The following is an 18,336-nucleotide window of genomic DNA, read 5'->3' as shown; positions in this document are numbered from 1 at the left end:
AAGTGGATTGTTGGCAGGCACAAAGAAATAATCTTGGCTCCAAGATTAATTGGCAATTTACAACTGATCAAGCCAGGATAAAGTTAAAACGACTTTACCCGACACTTGTAGCTTGACGCAACACTAGTCATGACCCTTTTTCTTTAACGCGAGGCGGTTCACAACGGCCTCGGCCCCCAGGCGGGCGAACTCGGCCGTGTCCCGCCCTTGCCGGGCGCTCTCCGGCAACAGGAGTTCGGGCCGGTTGGCCAGGCTTTTGTCCGGCGTAATGCCGTAGGCTGGCGGGAAGCTGTCGTTGAAATACATGTCCTGAAAGCCCGCGAACTTCAGGCTATGGGCCGTGGCGTCCAACACGGCGTGCTCGTGCGACGCGATCAGGCCCAACGCTTTGGCGTTGAGCAGCCCGGCCAGACATTCGCCGCCCTGCGTGCAGGTAATATGGCCGTGACGGTTGGCCCGTATCATGGCGTCCATGATTTGTTGCTCCGTGACCCGTATCACCTGGAAGGCCTTTTCGCCGCCCGCTTCCATAAAACGCCGGGCCAGCCGCCGCACGCGCGGGAAGGAGACCGGATTGCCGATCATGGCGGCCTGGGCCACGCTGGGCGCGACCGTCACGGCTTGCCAGTGACGGGAGTTTTCGGGCGCGGCATAATAGCGATACACCGGGTCCGCGTGCTCCGACTGCACGCCAAAGACGCGCGGCAGCGCAGTGATGATGCCCAGATCCAGCATTTTCAACAGGCCGGACATGATCGCCGTGACGTTGCCCGCATTGCCGATGGGCACAAAAAGGCAGAGATCGGCCACATTCCAGCCGTACCATTGGGCCACTTCGCAGGCATAGGATTCCTGGCCCAGAATGCGCCAGCTGTTCTTGGAATTGAGCAGGGCCACCCGGTAGTGTTCCGCCAGATGCTCCACCACTTTCATGCAGTCGTCAAACACGCCGGGCAGTTCCAGCACGGTTGCCCCGCTGCCCAGGGGCTGCGAGAGCTGCTGGGGCGTGACCTTGCCGTGCGGCAAAAGCACAACGGATTTGAGCGGCGCGCCCACATAGGCCGCATACAGGGCCGCGGCGGCGGACGTGTCGCCCGTGGAAGCGCAGACAGTCAGGACCTCATCCCAGTTGTGGCGGCGGCAGAGCCATTTGAGATAGCTGAAGGCGCAGGCCATGCCGCGATCCTTGAAGGAAGCGCTGGGATTCTGCCCGTCATTCTTGTAGGCGAAGGGCAGGCCCACCGTGTCGCGCAGGGCGGGCGCGGCCTCCACAATGGGAGTCTGGCCTTCGCCCAGATACACGATATCTTCTTCCTCCAGCAAGGGAGCCAATAACTCGTAATAGCGGAAAATGCCCCTGAGCGCCGTGACCGGCGTTGCGGCGCGGGCGTCGAACAGTTCCCGCCAGGCCGCGCCGCTGCGCTCTTTCAGGCGTGAAAAATCCAGATTCTCCAGCAGAAAAACATTGCCGCACTGCGGGCAGGTGTACAACAGACTGTCGCCGGGGTAGCGCCCCCCGCACTCCAGGCAGACATATTCCATGCGGCCGCGATAGGACGGAAAATCAGCGTGGGGCATACAGGCTTCCTCCAGAGGGCGATGCCGGATCAAGGGGCTTCTTTTGCCGGAAAAACGGTTTCAGTTTCTGCTTTTCAGCCAGGGCTTTTCCGTGCCCGCGCGCAAGCGTCGGATATTTTCGCGGTGCTTCCAGAGCACCAGGGCCCAGACGCACAGGCTCAGGGGCAGCCAATCCCAGGTAGCGCCGCACAGCAGGAGCAGCGGCAAAGCCGTGACCAGGGTCAGGGACCCCAGAGAAACATAGCCGCTGCGCCAGATCACCAGCAGGCAGAGTGCCGAGGCGGCCAGCAGTTGCCAGAACGCCAGCGGCAGAAAGACGCCGATGCCGGTGGCCACGGCCTTGCCGCCCTTGAATTTCATGAAGCAGGAAAAGACATGCCCCAGCACGCAGGCCAGACCCACAGCCGACACGAACAGCGGGGCCGGGTTTATATGCAGGGCAATCCAGACGGGCAGCGCGCCTTTGAGCACGTCGCACAGCAGGGTGGCCACGCCCCAGCCGAAGCCGCAAAGCCGGGAAACATTCGTGGCTCCCGTGCTGCGGCTGCCGTCAGTGCGGGGATCCACGCCGCAAAAGGTTTTGGCGATGACCAGCCCCCAGGGCGCGGAACCCAGCACATAGGCCGCCGCTATCCAGAGCGCTTGCACAAGCATGTTTTTTCCCCCTTGAAACAAGCCGCATGCACGCTTCCGCCTTTTTTCACGGCGAGAAAACACGGCATTTGCTGCGGCGCTCCGGCAAAAAGCGATCTAGAGCATTTTGCTTTTGAAATTATTCAATTTCAAAAGCGGCGCTGCCATCATTTCGCGTCCAGGCTTCAGCCGTTGCGACGAAGGAAGCTACGGATGAAGACAGCAACTGGTTACTGCGGCAGCCAGCCAACGCAACCGCTGTCGCTATCCGTACGCAAGCAAAGCTTGCTAACGGCTACCGCAACGCGGTCTGGACGCTCATTCGGCGCGGGCGCCAGCTAACGCTGTCGCCAGAGCGGTTAGCTAATTTCATTAGCAAACCGCTCTAGTCCACCGTGGCCGCTTCCATAATCTGTATTTCGTTATACAGCGGCTGCACCTTGCCGAGACGCACCGTCACGGCCATGCCGGGGCAGGCGCGCTCGTCAAACAAGCGCCGCTTGCCGCGCACGAACATCCCCTGCTCCGGCAGGCTCACGCTGACGAAAGTATCGTTTTCCTCGGTGATCACGCCGGGCCACCAGACCTTATCCCCCTTCTGGCGGAAATAGAGCAGCTTCCAGTAGCGCGGGCGGAAGCGCTGCACCTGCCCGGCCGCGTCCAGCGCGGGCAAAAGCGCGGCCAGCAGATCCGCCAGCGCGGCCGCGTCCCTGAAGGGCGTGCCCGTGCGCAGAAAATGCACCACCTGGGCCTCATTGACAAGATCCGGGTAGCGGCGCAGGGGCGAGGTCACGGGCGTATAGCGCGCCAGACCCAGAGCCGCGTGCGGCCGGGCCTGGACTTCCAGGCTGGAGGGCGTGAGAGCGCGCATGATCCGGCTCATGTCCTGGGGCGCGGTCCAGACGCCCGCGTATTCCCTGGGCAAGGCCACGTCCTGCACGCGGTGCAGCATGGGCAGGCCGTGCTCATGGGCCCATCGGGCCACGGCCGCGCTGGCCAGAATCATCATTTCCGCGACCAGCATCTGGGCATCCGGGGTCGGGACGTCGGGTTCGATGTCCACGCTTGTTGCAGCGCCCTCGCCCTGTAATCTGATGATCGGATCGGGCCGGTCCATGATCACGGCTCCGGCAGCTATCCTTGCTTTCTGCCGCGCGCGGGCCAGAGCCAGCCCCAGACGCAGCAGGGCGGCATGCGGCGCGGCCGGATTGTCCGGCAGAGCGCCCGCGCCCGCTGCCTGCGCGTCCAGCACGGCCTGACTGTCCTTGTACGTCAGGTTGGCGGCCAGCCGCGCGCGCGCCGTGAAGATCTCGCACACGCCGGCTTTGCCCGCGGCGTCAATGCCCACGCGTACACAGAGCGCCGGGCGCGGCTCCCCGGCCAGCAGGGAGAACGCCCGGGTCCCCAGAATTTCGGGCAGCATGTGGCAATTGCCTTCCGGCAGATAAATGCTCGTGCCCCGGTGCAGCACGGCCTTGTCCAACAGGCCCCCGAAGGGCCAGAACAGCGCCGGGCAGGCCAGGGCCAGCGTCAGGCTGAAGCCCGCGCCGTCGGCCTCGACGTAAAAGGCGTCGTCCACGTCGCGGGTGCTGGCGCTGTCGATGCTGATGAACGGCAGATCGCACGCCGGCAGTTTCGTGTCGGCGGACGGCGCGCAGGCTTCCGCCGCGGCGTGCAGCAGGGCGTTTACTTCCCCGGCATGGGGCTGCCACCACGCGTCGCCGGGCGCGTAGTCCGCCCGGTCCAGCCAGAAATTATAATGCGGCGGCAACTCGCCCCAGGCCACCAGCAGTTGCAGGGGCAGATGCTGCACGTCGGGCAGACCCTTGGCAAGCATGCGCCAGAGGGCCTCATGCTCCTGGCTTTCCGGATCGCGCATCCGGGCCAGTAACACATCCTTGAGCCGGGCCGCAATATCCGGCGCGGGCCATTCGGTCGCGTTTTCGCTCCCTGCCTCAGGCCGCGGCGGCAAAACGCGCTTTTTGCAGGCCACGTCCCAGAGCATCCGGAAAAAGGCCGCGCCCCCCGTGATCAGGGCCTCGCGCTGCTGCTGGCTTTTCTGCTCGGCCAGGCGTTTTTCCACCATTTCAGCCGGAAAAACCTGGAAATCCGGCGGCTGAAAACGAAAATGGCTCTTGCAGGACAGCAGGGCGCGGCCGTAGGCGGCCACCGCATCGGCATCCGGCCCGCTGACGAAGAGTTCGGCAAACCAGCGCGCCGGAGCCGCATGCACCTCGCCCTGAGCCAGTTCCCAGGCCTCCATGAGCGGCACGGCCGCGGCCTGCTCCTCCCGCGCTTTTCTGTGGCTTTCCAAAAGGCGCACAGCGTCTTCCCGGCCCAGCCCGGCAGGATGCAGCGGGCCGAGCCAGGGCAGCAGGCGCGCGGCATTGAGCCGCGTCTCGCGCCTGTTGGGCAGCAGCAGGCGCAGGCGGCCGCCCGCCTCTTCCGTGACCAGGGCGATCTGCGGGGCGTTGCCTTCCATATACTCCACAATGCAGCCCGGCGCGGGATAGCGCACGCAATCCGACATGAGAACTCCTTCAGGACTGGCCTGAGAATCCTTCATTTTTGCCGTTCTGGCAAGCCCCCTTGCCGCCCCGGGGGATTCACCCCTGAGATGATTTTCGTAAAAAATTCATTTTCCTTTTCCATGGTTGCAAAAGGAATTTCACTCTCAACGTGAATCCTTCCAGGATCGCACGGACTGGACGGACGGCCGGGAAGCGGGTATAAAAAACTTTTGCAGTACATATTTCTACCGCGCCCAGAGCGCGAGCGAGCGGGAGGACCATGAGCAAGATCATCCACCAGAGCTGCGGCAGCCGCAATCTGGCCCTCCAGGAACCGGACAAGCCTCAGCTCTACCGCGATCTTTTTCCCTACAGCAGCATTTGCCGCACCTCTTTTGACGAGGTGCTCCTGGCCCCCCGCCCGGCCGAGCAGATGCGCATCACGGACACCACCTTCCGCGACGGCCAGCAGGCCCGGCCGCCCTACACGGTCAGGCAGGTGGCCAGGATGTTCGATTTTCTGCACCGCCTGGGCGGCAAGACCGGGCTGATCACGGCTTCGGAATTTTTTCTGTACTCGGCCAGGGACCGCAAGTGCATTGAGGTCTGCCGGGCGCGCGGCTACCGCTTCCCCAGGGTCACGGCCTGGATCAGGGCCACCAGGGACGACCTCAGGCTGGCCCGGGACATGGAATTCGACGAGACGGGCATGCTGACCAGCGTGTCGGATTATCATATTTTCCTCAAGCTGGGCAAAACCCGGCAACAGGCAATGGACATGTATGTGGATCTGGCCCGGCAGGCCCTGGAGTGGGGCATTATTCCGCGCTGCCACTTCGAGGATGTGACCCGGGCCGACATTTACGGCTTCTGCCTGCCCCTGGCGCAACGGCTCATGGAGCTTTCGCGCCAGAGCGGCATGCCCGTGAAGATCCGCCTCTGCGACACCATGGGCTATGGCGTGCCCTGGCCCGGCGCTGCCCTGCCCCGCTCGGTGCAGCGCATCGTGCGGGCCTTCACCGACGAGGCCGGGGTGCCGGGCCAATGGCTGGAATGGCACGGCCACAACGACTTTCACAAGGTGCTGGTCAACGGCGTCACGGCCTGGCTGTACGGCTGCGGCGCGGTCAACGGCACGCTCTTCGGCTTTGGCGAGCGCACCGGCAACACGCCCCTGGAAGCCCTGCTCATTGAGTACATCTCGCTCACCGGCGACGACGCGGCCGCGGACACCACCATTTTAAGCGAGGTGGCCCGGTTTTTTGAAAAAGAGCTGCATTACCGCATCCCGCACAACTATCCCTTTGTGGGGCGCGACTTCAATGCCACCAGCGCGGGCGTGCACGCCGACGGCCTGGCCAAGAACGAGGAAATTTACAATATTTTCGACACCAGAAGACTTCTGGGCCGCCCGGTGCCGATCATCATCACGGACAAAACCGGCCGCGCCGGGGTCGCCTACTGGATCAACAACAATCTCGGCCTGCCCGAAGAGAAGCAGGTTTCCAAAAAACACCCGGCCGTGGGCCAGATCTACGACGCGATCATGGCTGTGTACGAAGAAACGGGCCGCACCACGCACTTCTCCCACGACGAGATGGAGGCTCTGGTGCAGCGCTACATGCCCGAACTCTTTGTGACGGAATTCGATCACATGAAGCAACTGGCCGGGGAACTGGCCGCGCACCTCATCATCCGCCTGTCCCGCAGCGCCGGGCTGGCCGAACTCGGCGAGCAGGCCTGCGCCCGGCTGGACGAATTTGTGCGCGAATATCCCTTCATCCAGTTCTGCTGCCTCACGGACGCCCAGGGCAAGATGCGCTGCTCGGCCGTGACGGATCCGGAATACAAGGGCGTCTACGAAGCCCTGCCCGTGGGCTATGACTTCTCGCAGCGCGAATGGTTCACGATGCCCATGAAGACCGGCGATCTGCATATCATGGATGTCTACCAGTCGCACTTCACCAAAAAGCTGGTCATCACGGTATCCTGCGCGGTCACTGACAGCAAGGATCACATCGTGGGCGTGGTCAGCGGCGACATCCAACTGGAGCAATTGCTCAAGCGCGCCAGGGCCCTGCAACAGGAAGTGGGTTCGCAGGACGAGGCCGAGGGCGAATAGCAGCCCGCCGCGCGCCAGGGCGTGAACAGCGTTCGGGCCGCGCCTGTTGCGCCTGTTGCGCCGGCCTGTACGCGGATCTGCCCGCGCTTGCAAACATCGGGAGAAGAAATGCGGAAAAAAATTTACTGGATTGAAGGCGACGGCATCGGCCCGGAAATCTGGCGGGCCGCGCGGCCGGTCATTGACGCGGCCCTGGCCGGGGAATCCGCGGACATGACCCTGCAATGGGAAGAGCTTCTGGCCGGGGAAAAAGCCCTGGCCGAGACCGGCAGCCCCCTGCCCGAAGCCACGCTTGCGGCCCTGCGCACGGCTGACATTGCCATGAAAGGTCCTCTGGGCACGCCGGTGGGCACGGGCATCCGCAGCCTGAACGTGGCCTTGCGCCAGGGGCTGGATCTCTACGCCTGCATCCGCCCTGTGCGCCATTTTGCGGGGCTGGAAACGCCGGTCAAGCACCCGGAGCGGGTCGACATGGTCATCTTTCGCGAGAATACGGAAGATGTCTATGCCGGCGTCGAATTTGCCGCGGGCACGCCCGAGGCCCGCAGGCTGATCGACTTTCTGCGCGAGGAGCTGGGCGTGCGCAAGGTGGGCGAGACTGCGGCCGTGGGCATCAAGCCCATGACCGAGGCCGGTTCCAAACGCCTGGTGCGCCGGGCCCTGCGCTTTGCCCTGGACAACGGGCTGGCAAGCCTGACCCTGGTGCACAAGGGCAATATCATGAAGTTCACCGAAGGCGCGTTCCGCCAGTGGGGCTACGACGTGGCCGCGCAGGAGTTCGGGGATCTGACCTGTACGGAAAAGGAACCGGTTCCGGGCCGGCTGGTGATCAAAGACCGCATTGCGGACGCCATGTTTCAGGAAGCCTTGCTGCGGCCAGAGCAATACCAGGTGCTGGCCACGCCCAACCTGAACGGGGATTACATTTCCGACGCCCTGGCCGCGCAGGTGGGCGGGCTCGGGCTTGCGCCGGGCGTGAACATGTCCGACAGCCTGGCTTTTTACGAAGCCACGCACGGCACCGCGCCCGCCATTGCCGGGCAGGACAGGGCCAATCCCGGCAGCGTGATCCTCTGCGGGGCGCTGATGCTGGAAAATCTCGGCCATCCCGCGGCGGCGCAACGCATCCGCGCCGCTGTGGGCAAGGCCATTGCGGGCAGGGCCGTGACCGAGGATCTGGCCGCCCAGGTCAGTGGCGCGCGGGTCGTCGGCTGCCGGGAATTCGGCGAGATTATCGGCGAGAATTTGTAGGGGATTTTTTCGGAGAGGGACGCTTTTTTCAAAAAGCGTCCCCCGTATCCCCTCCCGGCAAAAATTTTTCTTCTTTGGCGTGCCGCTTGGCGCTTCACCGTAAACATCTGGAAGAAGGTCTCCCATGATCCAGCTTTTTGAACACGCCACGGTTATTGACGGCGCGCACATCCTCACTGCCGACCAGGCCACGGCCCGGGGCATAGATCCCGCGGCCGCCCGGCGCAACACTCTGGCCCATGCCATCCTGGCCGCCCATAATAAAGGCAGCGACACGCAGGCCCCCGGCAGCGCTGACGCGCCGGGCCTGCGCCTGCGCTTTGACGCCCTGGCCTCCCACGACATCACCTATGTGGGCATCATCCAGACCGCGCGGGCCAGCGGCCTGACGGAATTCCCCGTGCCCTACGCGCTGACCAACTGCCACAACAGCCTCTGCGCCGTGGGCGGCACCATCAACGAGGACGATCATCTCTTTGGCCTGGCTGCCGCCCAAAAATACGGGGGCATCTTCGTGCCTCCGCATCTGGCCGTGATCCACCAGTATGTGCGCGAAATGATGGCCGCGTGCGGGGGCATGATCCTCGGATCGGACAGCCACACCCGCTACGGCGCGCTGGGCGTCATGGGCATTGGCGAGGGCGGGCCAGAGCTGGTCAAACAACTGCTGGGCAAAACCTACGACGTTCCCGCGCCCGAGGTGGTGGGCGTCTGGCTGGAGGGCACGCCCGCGCCCGGCGTGGGGCCGCAGGACGTGGCTCTGGCGATCATCGGCGCTGTTTTCAAAAACGGCTTTGTGAAAAACAAGGTCATGGAATTCATGGGCCCGGGCGTGGCCAATCTCTCGGTGGAGTACCGCTGCGGCATTGACGTGATGACCACGGAAACCGCCTGCCTGTCCTCCATCTGGCAGACCGACGAAAAGGTGCGCGACTACCTTGCGCTGCACCAGCGGGAAAAGGATTACAAACGCCTGGCGCCGCAGGGCCCGGCCTGTTATGACGGGCTGATCAGGGTTGATTTGAGCGCTGTGCAAGCCATGATCGCCCTGCCGTTTCATCCCAGCAACGTCTGGCCCATTGCCGAGCTGAACCGCCATGCCGAAGAAATCCTGAAGAGCGTGGAAGAAGAAGCCCGCAAACAATTCGGCGACGCCGCGGCGCGGTTCAAACTCACGGACAAAATCCGCGACGGCCGCCTGCATGCGGATCAGGGCATCATTGCGGGCTGCGCGGGCGGCTCCTTTGAAAACATCTCCCTGGCCGCGGCCATTCTGGACGGCAAGAGCGTCGGCAACATGGCCTTCAGCCTTTCGGTCTATCCGGCCAGCGAGCCGCAGGCCCTGGCCCTGTTGCACAACAGCTCCGCAGCCAGATTGATGGCCGCCGGGGCCATTCTCAAAAACGCCTTTTGCGGGCCCTGCTTCGGCGCGGGCGACACCCCGGCGCACGGGGCGCTGTCCCTCCGCCACGCGACCCGCAACTTTCCCAATCGCGAGGGCTCCAAACCGGCCAACGGCCAGCTTGCCGCTGTGGCGCTCATGGATGCCCGCTCCATCGCGGCCACAGCGGCGAACGGCGGCCGCCTGACCGCGGCCACGGAGCTTGACTGGACGGAAGCCGGCCTGAGGGACGTGGATCTGCGCTACCACTTTACGCCGATCATCTATGAACGCCGCGTCTACAACGGCTTTGGCGCGGCCAGGCCGGAAACCCCGCTGATATTCGGTCCGAATATCGCGGACTGGCCGGCGATGAGCCCCCTGCCCGAACATTTGATCCTCCAGATCGCCAGCGTGATCACGGATCCCGTGACCACCACGGACGAGCTGATCCCTTCCGGCGAGACGTCCTCTTTGCGCTCCAACCCGGTCAAACTGGCGGAATTCACGCTCTCCCGCAAGGATCCCGGCTATGTGGCGCGGGCCAAAGCCATGCAGGCCCTGGAACAAACCCGCCGGGCCAATCCGGCCGATCCCGGGCTGCTGGCGCGCGTGCGGGCGATCTGCGCGCCCTGCGGCATGGACGAATATATTGACGGGCACGCGGCTCTGGCGGATTTCGGCCTGGGCTCAACCATTTTCGCGCTCAGGCCGGGCGACGGCTCCGCGCGCGAGCAGGCGGCGTCCTGCCAGAAGGTGCTGGGCGGCTGGGCCAATCTGGCCGTGGAGTATGCCACAAAGCGCTACCGTTCCAATCTGATCAACTGGGGTATGCTGCCCTTTGTGGTGGACGCGGAGCTGGCGGGCCAGCTGCGGGTGGGAGATTACCTGGTGATCCCGCGCATCCGGCAGGCCGTGAGCCAGGCCCGTCCCAACATTCTGGCCTGGCTGGTGCATGAGAGCGAGGAAGGCGGCCAGAGCCGGGGCGAGCAGATCGCCCTGACCCTCAGGGAGCTCACCGACGATGAGCGCCAGATCATTCTGGACGGCTGCCTGATCAACTTCTACAACCGCGAGCAGAAGCGCTGAAGTCAGCCCGCGTGACACTGCGGCCTTGCGGCAGATCCGCCCATGCGGACTGACTCCGGGCGCTGCCTCGGCAGCCGGGACGCGGAATATACCCGCCTTCCGGCTGCCGCTTTTCCCCCTTCCCTCTCCTTCTCGCCTCGTGGCCTGCGTGGTCGGGCTCTTGAGAGCGTTTTGCTCATTTCATGAGAGCATTTTGCTTTTGAAATTATTCAATTTCAAAAGCGGCGCTGCCATCATTTCGCGTCCAGAACGCGGTCTGGACGCTCATTCGGCGCGGGCGTCCGCTCCCGCGTCCGCCAGAGCGGTTGCTGTTTTCAGCAGCAAACCGCTCTGGCAAAACGCTCTACAATACCGTTGCACAAGGGCTGTTCCTGTGTCAGAAGAGAAGCTGCGCCGAAGTTGCCGGATCCGGCGCCGCACAGTGGCGAAACCGCGCGAGACAACGACCCATAAGGAAAAACCATGCTGAGCGTGTTTGATCTCTTTAAAATCGGCATCGGGCCGTCCAGCTCGCATACAGTGGGGCCCATGCTGGCGGGCAAGGCCTTTGCCGACGAGCTGCGCCAAAAGACCCTGCTGGACGGCGTGGCGCGCATCCGGCTTGATCTCTACGGCTCCCTTGCGCTCACCGGGGACGGGCACGGCACCACAGGGGCAGTGCTCAGCGGCCTGGAAGGGGAGGAGCCGCAAAGCGTGGATCCGGCGCGCCTGGCCGCGCGCACGCAGGAGCTCAAAAATAATGCCGATCTCCGCCTGGCAGGCGAAAAAGCCGTGCCCTTCCTTTACACGCGGGACATGCTGCCGCACAAGGGCCTTTTTCTGCCCCGGCACTCCAATGCCCTGACCCTTACCGCCTTTGCCGCTGACGGTACGGCGCTGCTGGCAAAGACCTACTATTCCGTTGGCGGCGGCTTCATCCGCACGGAAGAGGATTTTGACGCCCCGCAAGAGGCGTATCCAACGCCGCCATACCCTTACGCCACGGCCGCGGAGCTTTTTGCCGCCTGTGAGCGCGAAGGCAAAAGCATTGCCGAAATCGTGCTGACCAATGAGCTTTTCTGGCGCTCAAAAGCCGAAGTGGACGAAAGGCTGCAAAGGATCATCACCACGATGCGCGAATCCGTTGAGCGCGGCTGCTGCACAGACGGGGTGCTGCCCGGCGGCTACAACGTGCGCCGCAGAGCCCCCAATCTGCTGCGCAAGATCAGCGCGCTTCAGGCCGCGGGCAGGCGGGATCTGAGCCTCTGGCCCATGCTCTACGCCTTTGCCGTGGCTGAGGAGAACGCCTCCGGCGGCCGGGTCGTCACTGCGCCCACCAACGGCGCGGCGGGCATCGTCCCCGCGGTTTTGCTGCAATATACGAATTTTTATCCGCACGCCACGGAACAGGGAGAGCGGGATTTTCTGCTCACAGCCGGGGCCATCGGCCTGTTTTACAAGTGCAATGCCTCCATTGCCGGAGCCGAAGTGGGTTGCCAGGGCGAGGTCGGGGTGGCCTGCTCCATGGCCGCGGGTGCGTATTGCGCGGTTACCGGCGGCAGCGTAAAACAGGTGGAAGTGGCTGCGGAAATCGGCATGGAACATAATTTGGGCCTGACCTGCGACCCGGTGGGCGGGCTGGTGCAGATTCCCTGCATCGAGCGCAACGGCGTGGCCGCCGAGCGCGCCGTGAACTGCGCGCAGCTTTCCCGCCTGGAAGACGGCCGCCAGAGGGTGGTCTCCCTGGACAAGATTATTGAGGTGATGTACCGCACGGGCATTGACTTGCAGTCCCGCTACAAGGAAACCTCGCTGGGCGGCCTGGCTGAAGCCGTGGGCGAGGCAATCAGGGGCTGAGAAGCGCCTTTTTGCGGCGCGGCCGTCTGGATCAGCGCGGTTCGATGCTTTCCACCCCATCCATATAGGGCACAAGAGCCTTGGGCAGAACCACGGAGCCGTCCTTTTGCTGGCCGTTTTCGAGGATGGCGGCCATGCTGCGGCCAGTGGGCAGGCCCGATCCGTTGAGGGTATGAACAAAGGCGGCCTTGCCGCCCCTGGGCTTGAAGCGGATATCCGCGCGCCGGGCCTGAAAGTCCACGCAATTGGAGCAGGATGAAATCTCGCGATAGGTCTTTTGCGCGGGCAGCCAGACTTCAAGATCATAGGTCTTGGCTGAGCCAAAGCCCATGTCGCCCGTGCAGAGCGTAATCACCCGATAGGGCAGTTCCAGCAGCTCCAGCAACTGCCGGGCATGGCCGCACATCAATTCCAGTTGGTTGAAGCTGTCATCCGGATGGGCAAAGCGCACCATTTCCACCTTGGTGAACTGATGCATGCGGATCAGGCCGCGCGTATCCTTGCCCGCGCTTCCGGCTTCGGAGCGGAAGCAGGGCGTGGCCGCGCAATAGGCGCGCGGCAGATCCGCCTCGTCCAGGACGTCGCCGGCATGCAGATTGGTCAGCGGCACTTCGGCGGTGGGGATCAGATAATATTCCCAATCGCGCAGCTTGAAGAGGTCCTCCTCGAATTTGGGCAACTGGCCTGTGCCCGTCATGGTCCCGCGATTGACCATATACGGGGGGCTCACCTCCACATAATCCTCGTGCCTGGTGTGCCGGTCCAGAAAAAAGTTGACCAGCGCCCGTTCCAGACGGGCGGCCCAGCCCAGGGAAACCACGAAGCGGCTGCCTGTAAGACGCGCGGCGCGCTCAAAATCCAGGCCCCCAAGGCTTACGCCCAGTTCGCCGTGTTCGCGGATCGGGAAGTCAAAGACGCGCGGGCGACCCCAACGGCTGACCTCCACATTCTCCGTCTCATCCCTGCCCACAGGCGCCGAAGCGTCAGGGATATTGGGCACACGCAGCAGCCAGGCCTCCACGTCTGACTTGGCCTGAGCCGTTGCGCCATCCAGCTCCTTGATCCGCTCGGAAAGGCCGCTCAATTCGGCCAGCAGGGCGGTGGCGTCCTTCTTCTCGCGCTTGAGGGCCGCCACCTGGGCCGAAGCCGCGTTGCGCTTGCTTTTCAGGGCCTCCACTTCCGCGAGCAAGGCGCGGCGGCGGCCGTCCAGGGTCTGAAAATCCGCCACATTCAGATCCGAATGACGGTCGGCCAGGGCCTTGGCCAGCACTTCCGGCTGTTTTTGCACCAACTTGAGATCAATCATGCTCAGGGCTCCTGAAAAAGATCGGCAATTCTTGAGCCTGCCTTCACACATCCGGCAGGCGCGGCGCGCAGAGGCACAATCTAACATGCGGCCCCGGCGTCTTGCAAGGCGGCTGTTTTCCGGGTATGCGTAAGCATATTTTAGAAAAACTCTCAATACCACTTTTGCAATCCATGAGGCCGCCATGAAACACTTTCGTCTGCTTCTCGGATTTTCCCTGTTGGCCACGCTGCTGCTCACGGCATGCGGGCCCAGTAATAACGTGCGCCTGCTTTCCCCGCCGCCGCTGGACGCTGCCGTGCTGCCCGCCCCCAATGCCCCGCGCGTGAGCGTGGTGACCTTTGCCGACAAGCGCGGGGATCAGACGACCCTGGGCGTGCGCCGCGACAAAAGCGCTTTTGTGACCGGCGACGATGTGGCCCAGTGGGTGAGCCGCGCCCTGGCCGACGAGCTGGCCCGAAACGGCTTGCAGGTCAGCTATGCCGCCACAGTGGCGCAGGCCCGCAGCGGCAACCCTGACTACCTGGTCACCGGCCAGCTGGACGAAGCCTGGCTGCGCGAACCCTCGACCACGGAACTTTCCACGGGTCTGCGGGTCAACTATGTGCTGGCCAACCGTCAGGGCCGCATCCTGCACGAAACGCTCAATTCGGGACAGAGCCGCACCGGCCTGCCATCGGGAAGCGCGGCGGAAAACCTTTTGCTGGAGACCCTGCGGGATCTGGTCAAGCCCATGACCCGCAAAATCGTCCAGGCCATTGAAGCCAAAAAATAAAGGGCCATGAAGGCCTCACGCTTTCCCTTTCCGGCCCTGGCCCGGCTTGCGGCGCTGACCTTGTGTGTGGCCCTGCTCTGGTCAGGCCAGCTCCTCCCGGGCGGCCGGGAGGCCACTGCAGCGGTCTCTGGCGAGTCTGCCCGCGACACGGATCAGGCCGCGGCTGAAAAGGCTCCCCCCCGGTCCGCATTGCGGCTCACGCCGATTACAGAAGCGGCAATGCGCCAGATTCCCGCATCCCTGCCCTGGGCTGCGGCCTATGCGCATGCCCGCGCAACGGCCTGGCTCACGGCTGTGCGCAAGGCCGCAGACAGTCTGCCCCAACGGCGTGAAATACGGATGGGAGCCGTATCCCCGGAAGAACGCCTGGCCCTGGCCGCGCAACTCTATAACGCAGTGGCTTCGTCCCCGGACGCAAAAAAGGCTGCTCCCCTGCAAGCAATGGTCACCCTGGAGCCGCGCCCCCGGCCTGAGCAGCAAATACGCATGGCGCTGCGCCATGCGGAACTGCTTGAACTCCGGCGCAGGCTCCTGGCGGAGACCAGGGCAACGCTGCACAGCATGAATTGCCGCTGGCCCGGAGGCTCGCCTGCTGCCCCTCCCGAAGCGGAGAGCCCCAAGGCCCGGCTTTCTGCCTGCACAGGCGCACAATGGACCAGCGCGGACTGGACCCGCATGGGCGAACGGCTGGACGGCCTCTGGCTGGCTCAGGCCGCGTTGAAGCCGACTCCCGGCGGCTGGCTGGCGGCCCCGGACTCTCTGCCGGCGCTTGAAAAGGCGGCCCGCCTGGCGCCCGACAGCCCCAGTGTCCGGCTTTTGCTGGCCGAGGCCCAACTCCAGAGCGGCCTGCCGCAACAATGCGTGGAATCCTGCAATGAGGCTCTGCGCCTGGACCCGGCCCTGGGGCGGGCCCGCCATATCCGCGGTTTGGCGCATTGGCGGTTGCAGCAACTGGCTCTTGCCGAAGACGATTTGAGCAGCGCGCTGGCCGCCCGCTCCAAACCGCCGTCCCGGGGCATTGAACGCGCGCGGCTGCTGCGGGCCCGCGGGGCCGTGCGCCTCTTGCGCCGCAACTATGACGGCATGTGCGAGGACTTTGCAGCCGCGTGCGCCCTGGGCGACTGCGAGGGCCTTGCCGTGGCGCGCGCGCAAAACTATTGCCGCGCCGCCGACACAGCGGAAGACATGGGTTCACGCTCGCGGCCCCCGGCCGCGTTGCCCCCCGCGTTCCTGCTCAGCCCGCGCGACCTGCCGGGCCCTCCGGCGCAGGAGCCCGGCGTATGAGCCGCTCGCCCCTGCTCAAGGTGTATGGTCACGTTTACCCTGTATGTGATGATTTTTTCGCTGATCTGGCGCAGGCCTGCGCAAGCGCCCTGCCTGACGACGCGGCCGAGCCCGTGCTGGCGCGTGAGGGGGATCTGGCGCGTTTTTCCTTTGAAGGCGTGTATTTTCCTGTGGAGGAAACCCTGGCTGTGGTGACCCGGCATCTGCGGCCGGAACACAAGGGCAAACTGGATGTGCTGGATCTGGAAAACTGGCGGCTGATTCGCCACGTTTTCGCGGAGGGGAACATCCGCGTCAGCGCCGCGCCCCTGAACAATGTGCTGGACTATTCCGGGCATTAAAATTCCGCTTTGGATTGCTCCGGCGGCTGCGCCCGCGGCTACTACGGCCTGCCTGCCCTGAGCCGCGGCCCCTCCGGCCTCTCATTGCCTGCGCTTGAACAATTTCTCCAGATCCCCGGCCTCCCAACGCAGCACGCAGGGGCGGCCGTGCGGGCAGTACTCGCGTTCCGGCACGGCCAGCCATTGCCGCAGCAGCCCGGCAGCCTCGTCGTCGGTCAGCCGCTGCCCGGCCTTGACGGCTCCCTTGCAGGACATGGAGATGAACAGGCCAGCCAGATCATCCTTGCGCCCGGCCAGGGCCTCGCGCAGAAAATCACGGGCCTCGGCGCGCGAAAGCACGGGCGGCATGGCCCGCATGAGCAACGCATCCCCGGCGCATTCCAGCTCGAAACCCAGGGATTCCAGACGCTCGCGCAATTGGTAAAAGCGCTCTTTTTCCGCGGGATGCAGGTTCAGTTCCACGGGCAGGGCCAGACATTGGCCCGTACCGGCAAAACCGCCCCGACGCAGGCGTGCATAGAGCACGCGCTCATGCGCCGCGTGCTGATCCACAAGCAACAGGGCGTCGTGCTCGTCGCACAACACAAGATAAGTCCGGGCCACCTGCCCAAGATAGCGCAGCGGCCCTATCCGCAGCGGATCCCGGGCCCGCGGCCCTTCCCCGTTGTCGGAAGTCGTGGGGAAAGCGCGCGCGTCGTCAAAAAGCGCCGCGCCGCCGGGCTCGGAAACGGGCGGCTTTTCAGCCGGGGAGGATTGCGCGTCCGTAAGCCCCTGCGGCCCGGACGCGCCGGGTTCCGGCGCGCCAGCCCGCGCATCCGCGCCCTGCGCCGTCTGAGCCGCGCCGTACCCGGCAGCGGGCTCTTCCGCAGCCGCATGAAGGCGCAGACCGCCGCAAGGCACGCCGACCTGCCAATCCTCTTCCGCCGGGGCCTCGGAGCGGGGGGCGGCGGCTTGCGAACTCTTGAGCAGGGGCGGATTGTCCAGACTGCCCCAGAAGCCCTGGGGCCGTGGCGCGTGGCTCTGTGCGGCCGGGCCGGATTGCGTATCGGACCGTGACCCAGGCTGTGCCCCGGCGAAACCCTCGCCCCCGGAACTCCCGACGCCTGCCGCAGCGGCATCCGTCTGCTCCCCGCTTTCCAGCCCTGTGCTGAAGGGGGTCACAAGCGCGCTTTGCACAGCGTGCAGCACCGCGGAAAACACAGCGGACTCGTCGCGAAAGCGCACTTCGGACTTGGCCGGATGCACATTGACATCCACCTCGCGCGGGTGCATTTCCACAAAAAGCACTACCTGCGGGTAGTCCCTGCTGGTCAGCCGGCCCTTGTAGGCCTCGCGCACGGCGGCCAGCAGGCGTTTGTCCGTGACGGAGCGGCCGTTGACATAGAGCAGAAGGCGATCCCCACGCGGCTGGCTCACTGTGGGCAGGGCAGCCAGGCCGTGCGCGCGGATGCCGTGACGTTCCCCGTCAAAGGGGCGCAGGGCCTCCACAATCAGTCGCGGCCAGAGCTGGCCGAGACGTTGGCGCAAGCTCTGCTGCGGCAGAAAACGCAAAACTTCCCGCTCGCCCGATCGCAGCGTGAAACCCGTCCGGGCGCGGGCCAGGGCCAGGCGGGCCAGCCACTCCTGGGCGCGTTTGAATTCCGTGGACGGCGTCTTTAAAAATTTCAGCCGCGCAGGTATGTTGGAAAACAGATCCCGCACCTCCACGACTGTGCCCTTGTGCAGAGACGCCGGGCTTGACGTCACGAGGCGGCCGTGCTCCACTTCAAGGCAATGGGCCGCGCTCTGCCCGTCCGGCCCGCACACGGCGGAGACGATTTTCAAGCGGGAGACCGAGGCGATGCTCGGCAGGGCTTCGCCCCGGAAGCCATAGGATCGGATACGCTCAAGATCGTCAAAAGCGACGATTTTGCTGGTTGCGTGGCGGGTGACGGAGAGTTCCAGCTCCTCGGCCGGGATGCCGCAGCCGTCGTCCTGCACGCGTATCAGGGCCTGGCCGCCGTTTTCCAGAAGCACGTCAATATGCGCGGCGTCAGCGTCCAGGCTGTTTTCCACAAGTTCCTTGAGCACGCTGGCGGGGCGTTCCACCACCTCGCCCGCGGCAATCTGATTGCACAACTCAGGCGGTAACAAACGAATATGACGAATTTTCTCGGACATGACGCCAGTGTAGTCGCCCCCTGCGCGCAAGGCAAGCGGGCCCTGGAGCGGCAAAAGCGGCCCCGCAGAG

General features: G+C 64.5%; 12 protein-coding genes. 7 read left to right on the top strand and 5 right to left on the bottom strand.

Annotated elements, in window-relative coordinates; genetic code table 11:
• Window positions 1–123: 123 nt before the first annotated feature.
• From thrC to G7Y51_RS07115, 3 genes are all read right to left on the bottom strand, one after another.
• Window positions 124–1,578 (bottom strand): threonine synthase, encoded by a 1,455-nt coding sequence (thrC, locus tag G7Y51_RS07125; RefSeq protein ID WP_165175958.1) that lies wholly within the window; start codon window positions 1,576–1,578, stop codon window positions 124–126.
• Window positions 1,579–1,638: 60 nt separating this feature from the next.
• Window positions 1,639–2,232: a glycerol-3-phosphate 1-O-acyltransferase PlsY gene (plsY, locus tag G7Y51_RS07120; RefSeq protein ID WP_165175955.1), complete on the bottom strand. Its 594-nt coding sequence runs from the start codon at window positions 2,230–2,232 to the stop codon at window positions 1,639–1,641.
• Window positions 2,233–2,596: 364 nt separating this feature from the next.
• Entirely contained in the window at window positions 2,597–4,741 is a 2,145-nt protein-coding gene (locus tag G7Y51_RS07115) for a ribonuclease catalytic domain-containing protein (RefSeq protein ID WP_165175953.1), read from the bottom strand.
• A gap of 260 nt (window positions 4,742–5,001) precedes the next feature.
• Between G7Y51_RS07115 and G7Y51_RS07110 the strand changes: the two genes are divergently transcribed.
• The 4 genes from G7Y51_RS07110 (at window position 5,002) to G7Y51_RS07095 (ending at window position 12,400) form a co-directional block, all read left to right on the top strand.
• Window positions 5,002–6,843, top strand: a complete 1,842-nt coding sequence (locus G7Y51_RS07110) for a histone-lysine N-methyltransferase (RefSeq protein WP_165175951.1) — start codon at window positions 5,002–5,004, stop codon at window positions 6,841–6,843.
• Between the two features lie 108 nt (window positions 6,844–6,951).
• Window positions 6,952–8,094, top strand: coding sequence for an NADP-dependent isocitrate dehydrogenase (gene icd / locus G7Y51_RS07105; RefSeq protein WP_165175949.1), 1,143 nt, complete (start codon window positions 6,952–6,954; stop codon window positions 8,092–8,094).
• Window positions 8,095–8,218: 124 nt separating this feature from the next.
• Window positions 8,219–10,564, top strand: coding sequence for a hydratase (locus G7Y51_RS07100; protein ID WP_165175947.1), 2,346 nt, complete (start codon window positions 8,219–8,221; stop codon window positions 10,562–10,564).
• Between the two features lie 462 nt (window positions 10,565–11,026).
• A complete protein-coding gene (locus G7Y51_RS07095) occupies window positions 11,027–12,400 on the top strand; it encodes an L-serine ammonia-lyase (RefSeq protein ID WP_165175945.1) in 1,374 nt (457 codons plus the stop codon).
• Between the two features lie 31 nt (window positions 12,401–12,431).
• On the opposite strand, the gene serS is transcribed toward G7Y51_RS07095, so the two are convergent.
• The gene (gene serS, locus G7Y51_RS07090; protein WP_165175943.1) at window positions 12,432–13,706 is read right to left on the bottom strand and encodes a serine--tRNA ligase; all 1,275 of its coding nucleotides are present in this window, start codon (window positions 13,704–13,706) and stop codon (window positions 12,432–12,434) included.
• A 184-nt stretch (window positions 13,707–13,890) separates the two neighbouring features.
• Here serS and G7Y51_RS07085 point away from each other — a divergent pair, with 184 nt between their 5' ends.
• From G7Y51_RS07085 to G7Y51_RS07075, 3 genes are read left to right on the top strand one after another with little or no spacing between them, the layout of a single operon-like run.
• Entirely contained in the window at window positions 13,891–14,481 is a 591-nt protein-coding gene (locus G7Y51_RS07085; protein ID WP_165175941.1) for a hypothetical protein, read from the top strand.
• A 6-nt stretch (window positions 14,482–14,487) separates the two neighbouring features.
• A complete protein-coding gene (locus tag G7Y51_RS07080) occupies window positions 14,488–15,765 on the top strand; it encodes a tetratricopeptide repeat protein (protein WP_165175939.1) in 1,278 nt (425 codons plus the stop codon).
• Entirely contained in the window at window positions 15,762–16,106 is a 345-nt protein-coding gene (locus G7Y51_RS07075) for a hypothetical protein (RefSeq protein WP_165175937.1), read from the top strand. The genes G7Y51_RS07080 and G7Y51_RS07075 overlap by 4 nt, the downstream gene beginning before the upstream one ends.
• 81 nt (window positions 16,107–16,187) lie before the next feature.
• On the opposite strand, the gene mutL is transcribed toward G7Y51_RS07075, so the two are convergent.
• Complete coding sequence (gene mutL / locus G7Y51_RS07070; protein WP_165175935.1) at window positions 16,188–18,266, bottom strand: DNA mismatch repair endonuclease MutL; 2,079 nt, start codon at window positions 18,264–18,266, stop codon at window positions 16,188–16,190.
• Window positions 18,267–18,336: the final 70 nt, after the last annotated feature.

The organism is Desulfovibrio sp. ZJ369, assembly GCF_011039085.1.
GTDB lineage: Bacteria > Desulfobacterota > Desulfovibrionia > Desulfovibrionales > Desulfovibrionaceae > Desulfovibrio.
This window is presented reverse-complemented; position numbering and strand designations above follow the sequence as displayed.

Bases quoted from the DNA above. Each gene is read 5' to 3' on its own strand.
- icd (WP_165175949.1), top strand. From the start codon at position 6,952: ATGCGGAAAAAAATTTACTGGATTGAAGGCGACGGCATCGGCCCGGAA.
- G7Y51_RS07095 (WP_165175945.1), top strand. From the start codon at position 11,027: ATGCTGAGCGTGTTTGATCTCTTTAAAATCGGCATCGGGCCGTCCAGC.
- serS (WP_165175943.1), bottom strand. From the start codon at position 13,706: ATGATTGATCTCAAGTTGGTGCAAAAACAGCCGGAAGTGCTGGCCAAG.
- thrC (WP_165175958.1), bottom strand. From the start codon at position 1,578: ATGCCCCACGCTGATTTTCCGTCCTATCGCGGCCGCATGGAATATGTC.
- G7Y51_RS07075 (WP_165175937.1), top strand. From the start codon at position 15,762: ATGAGCCGCTCGCCCCTGCTCAAGGTGTATGGTCACGTTTACCCTGTA.
- plsY (WP_165175955.1), bottom strand. From the start codon at position 2,232: ATGCTTGTGCAAGCGCTCTGGATAGCGGCGGCCTATGTGCTGGGTTCC.
- G7Y51_RS07115 (WP_165175953.1), bottom strand. From the start codon at position 4,741: ATGTCGGATTGCGTGCGCTATCCCGCGCCGGGCTGCATTGTGGAGTAT.
- mutL (WP_165175935.1), bottom strand. From the start codon at position 18,266: ATGTCCGAGAAAATTCGTCATATTCGTTTGTTACCGCCTGAGTTGTGC.
- G7Y51_RS07100 (WP_165175947.1), top strand. From the start codon at position 8,219: ATGATCCAGCTTTTTGAACACGCCACGGTTATTGACGGCGCGCACATC.
- G7Y51_RS07110 (WP_165175951.1), top strand. From the start codon at position 5,002: ATGAGCAAGATCATCCACCAGAGCTGCGGCAGCCGCAATCTGGCCCTC.
- G7Y51_RS07085 (WP_165175941.1), top strand. From the start codon at position 13,891: ATGAAACACTTTCGTCTGCTTCTCGGATTTTCCCTGTTGGCCACGCTG.
- G7Y51_RS07080 (WP_165175939.1), top strand. From the start codon at position 14,488: ATGAAGGCCTCACGCTTTCCCTTTCCGGCCCTGGCCCGGCTTGCGGCG.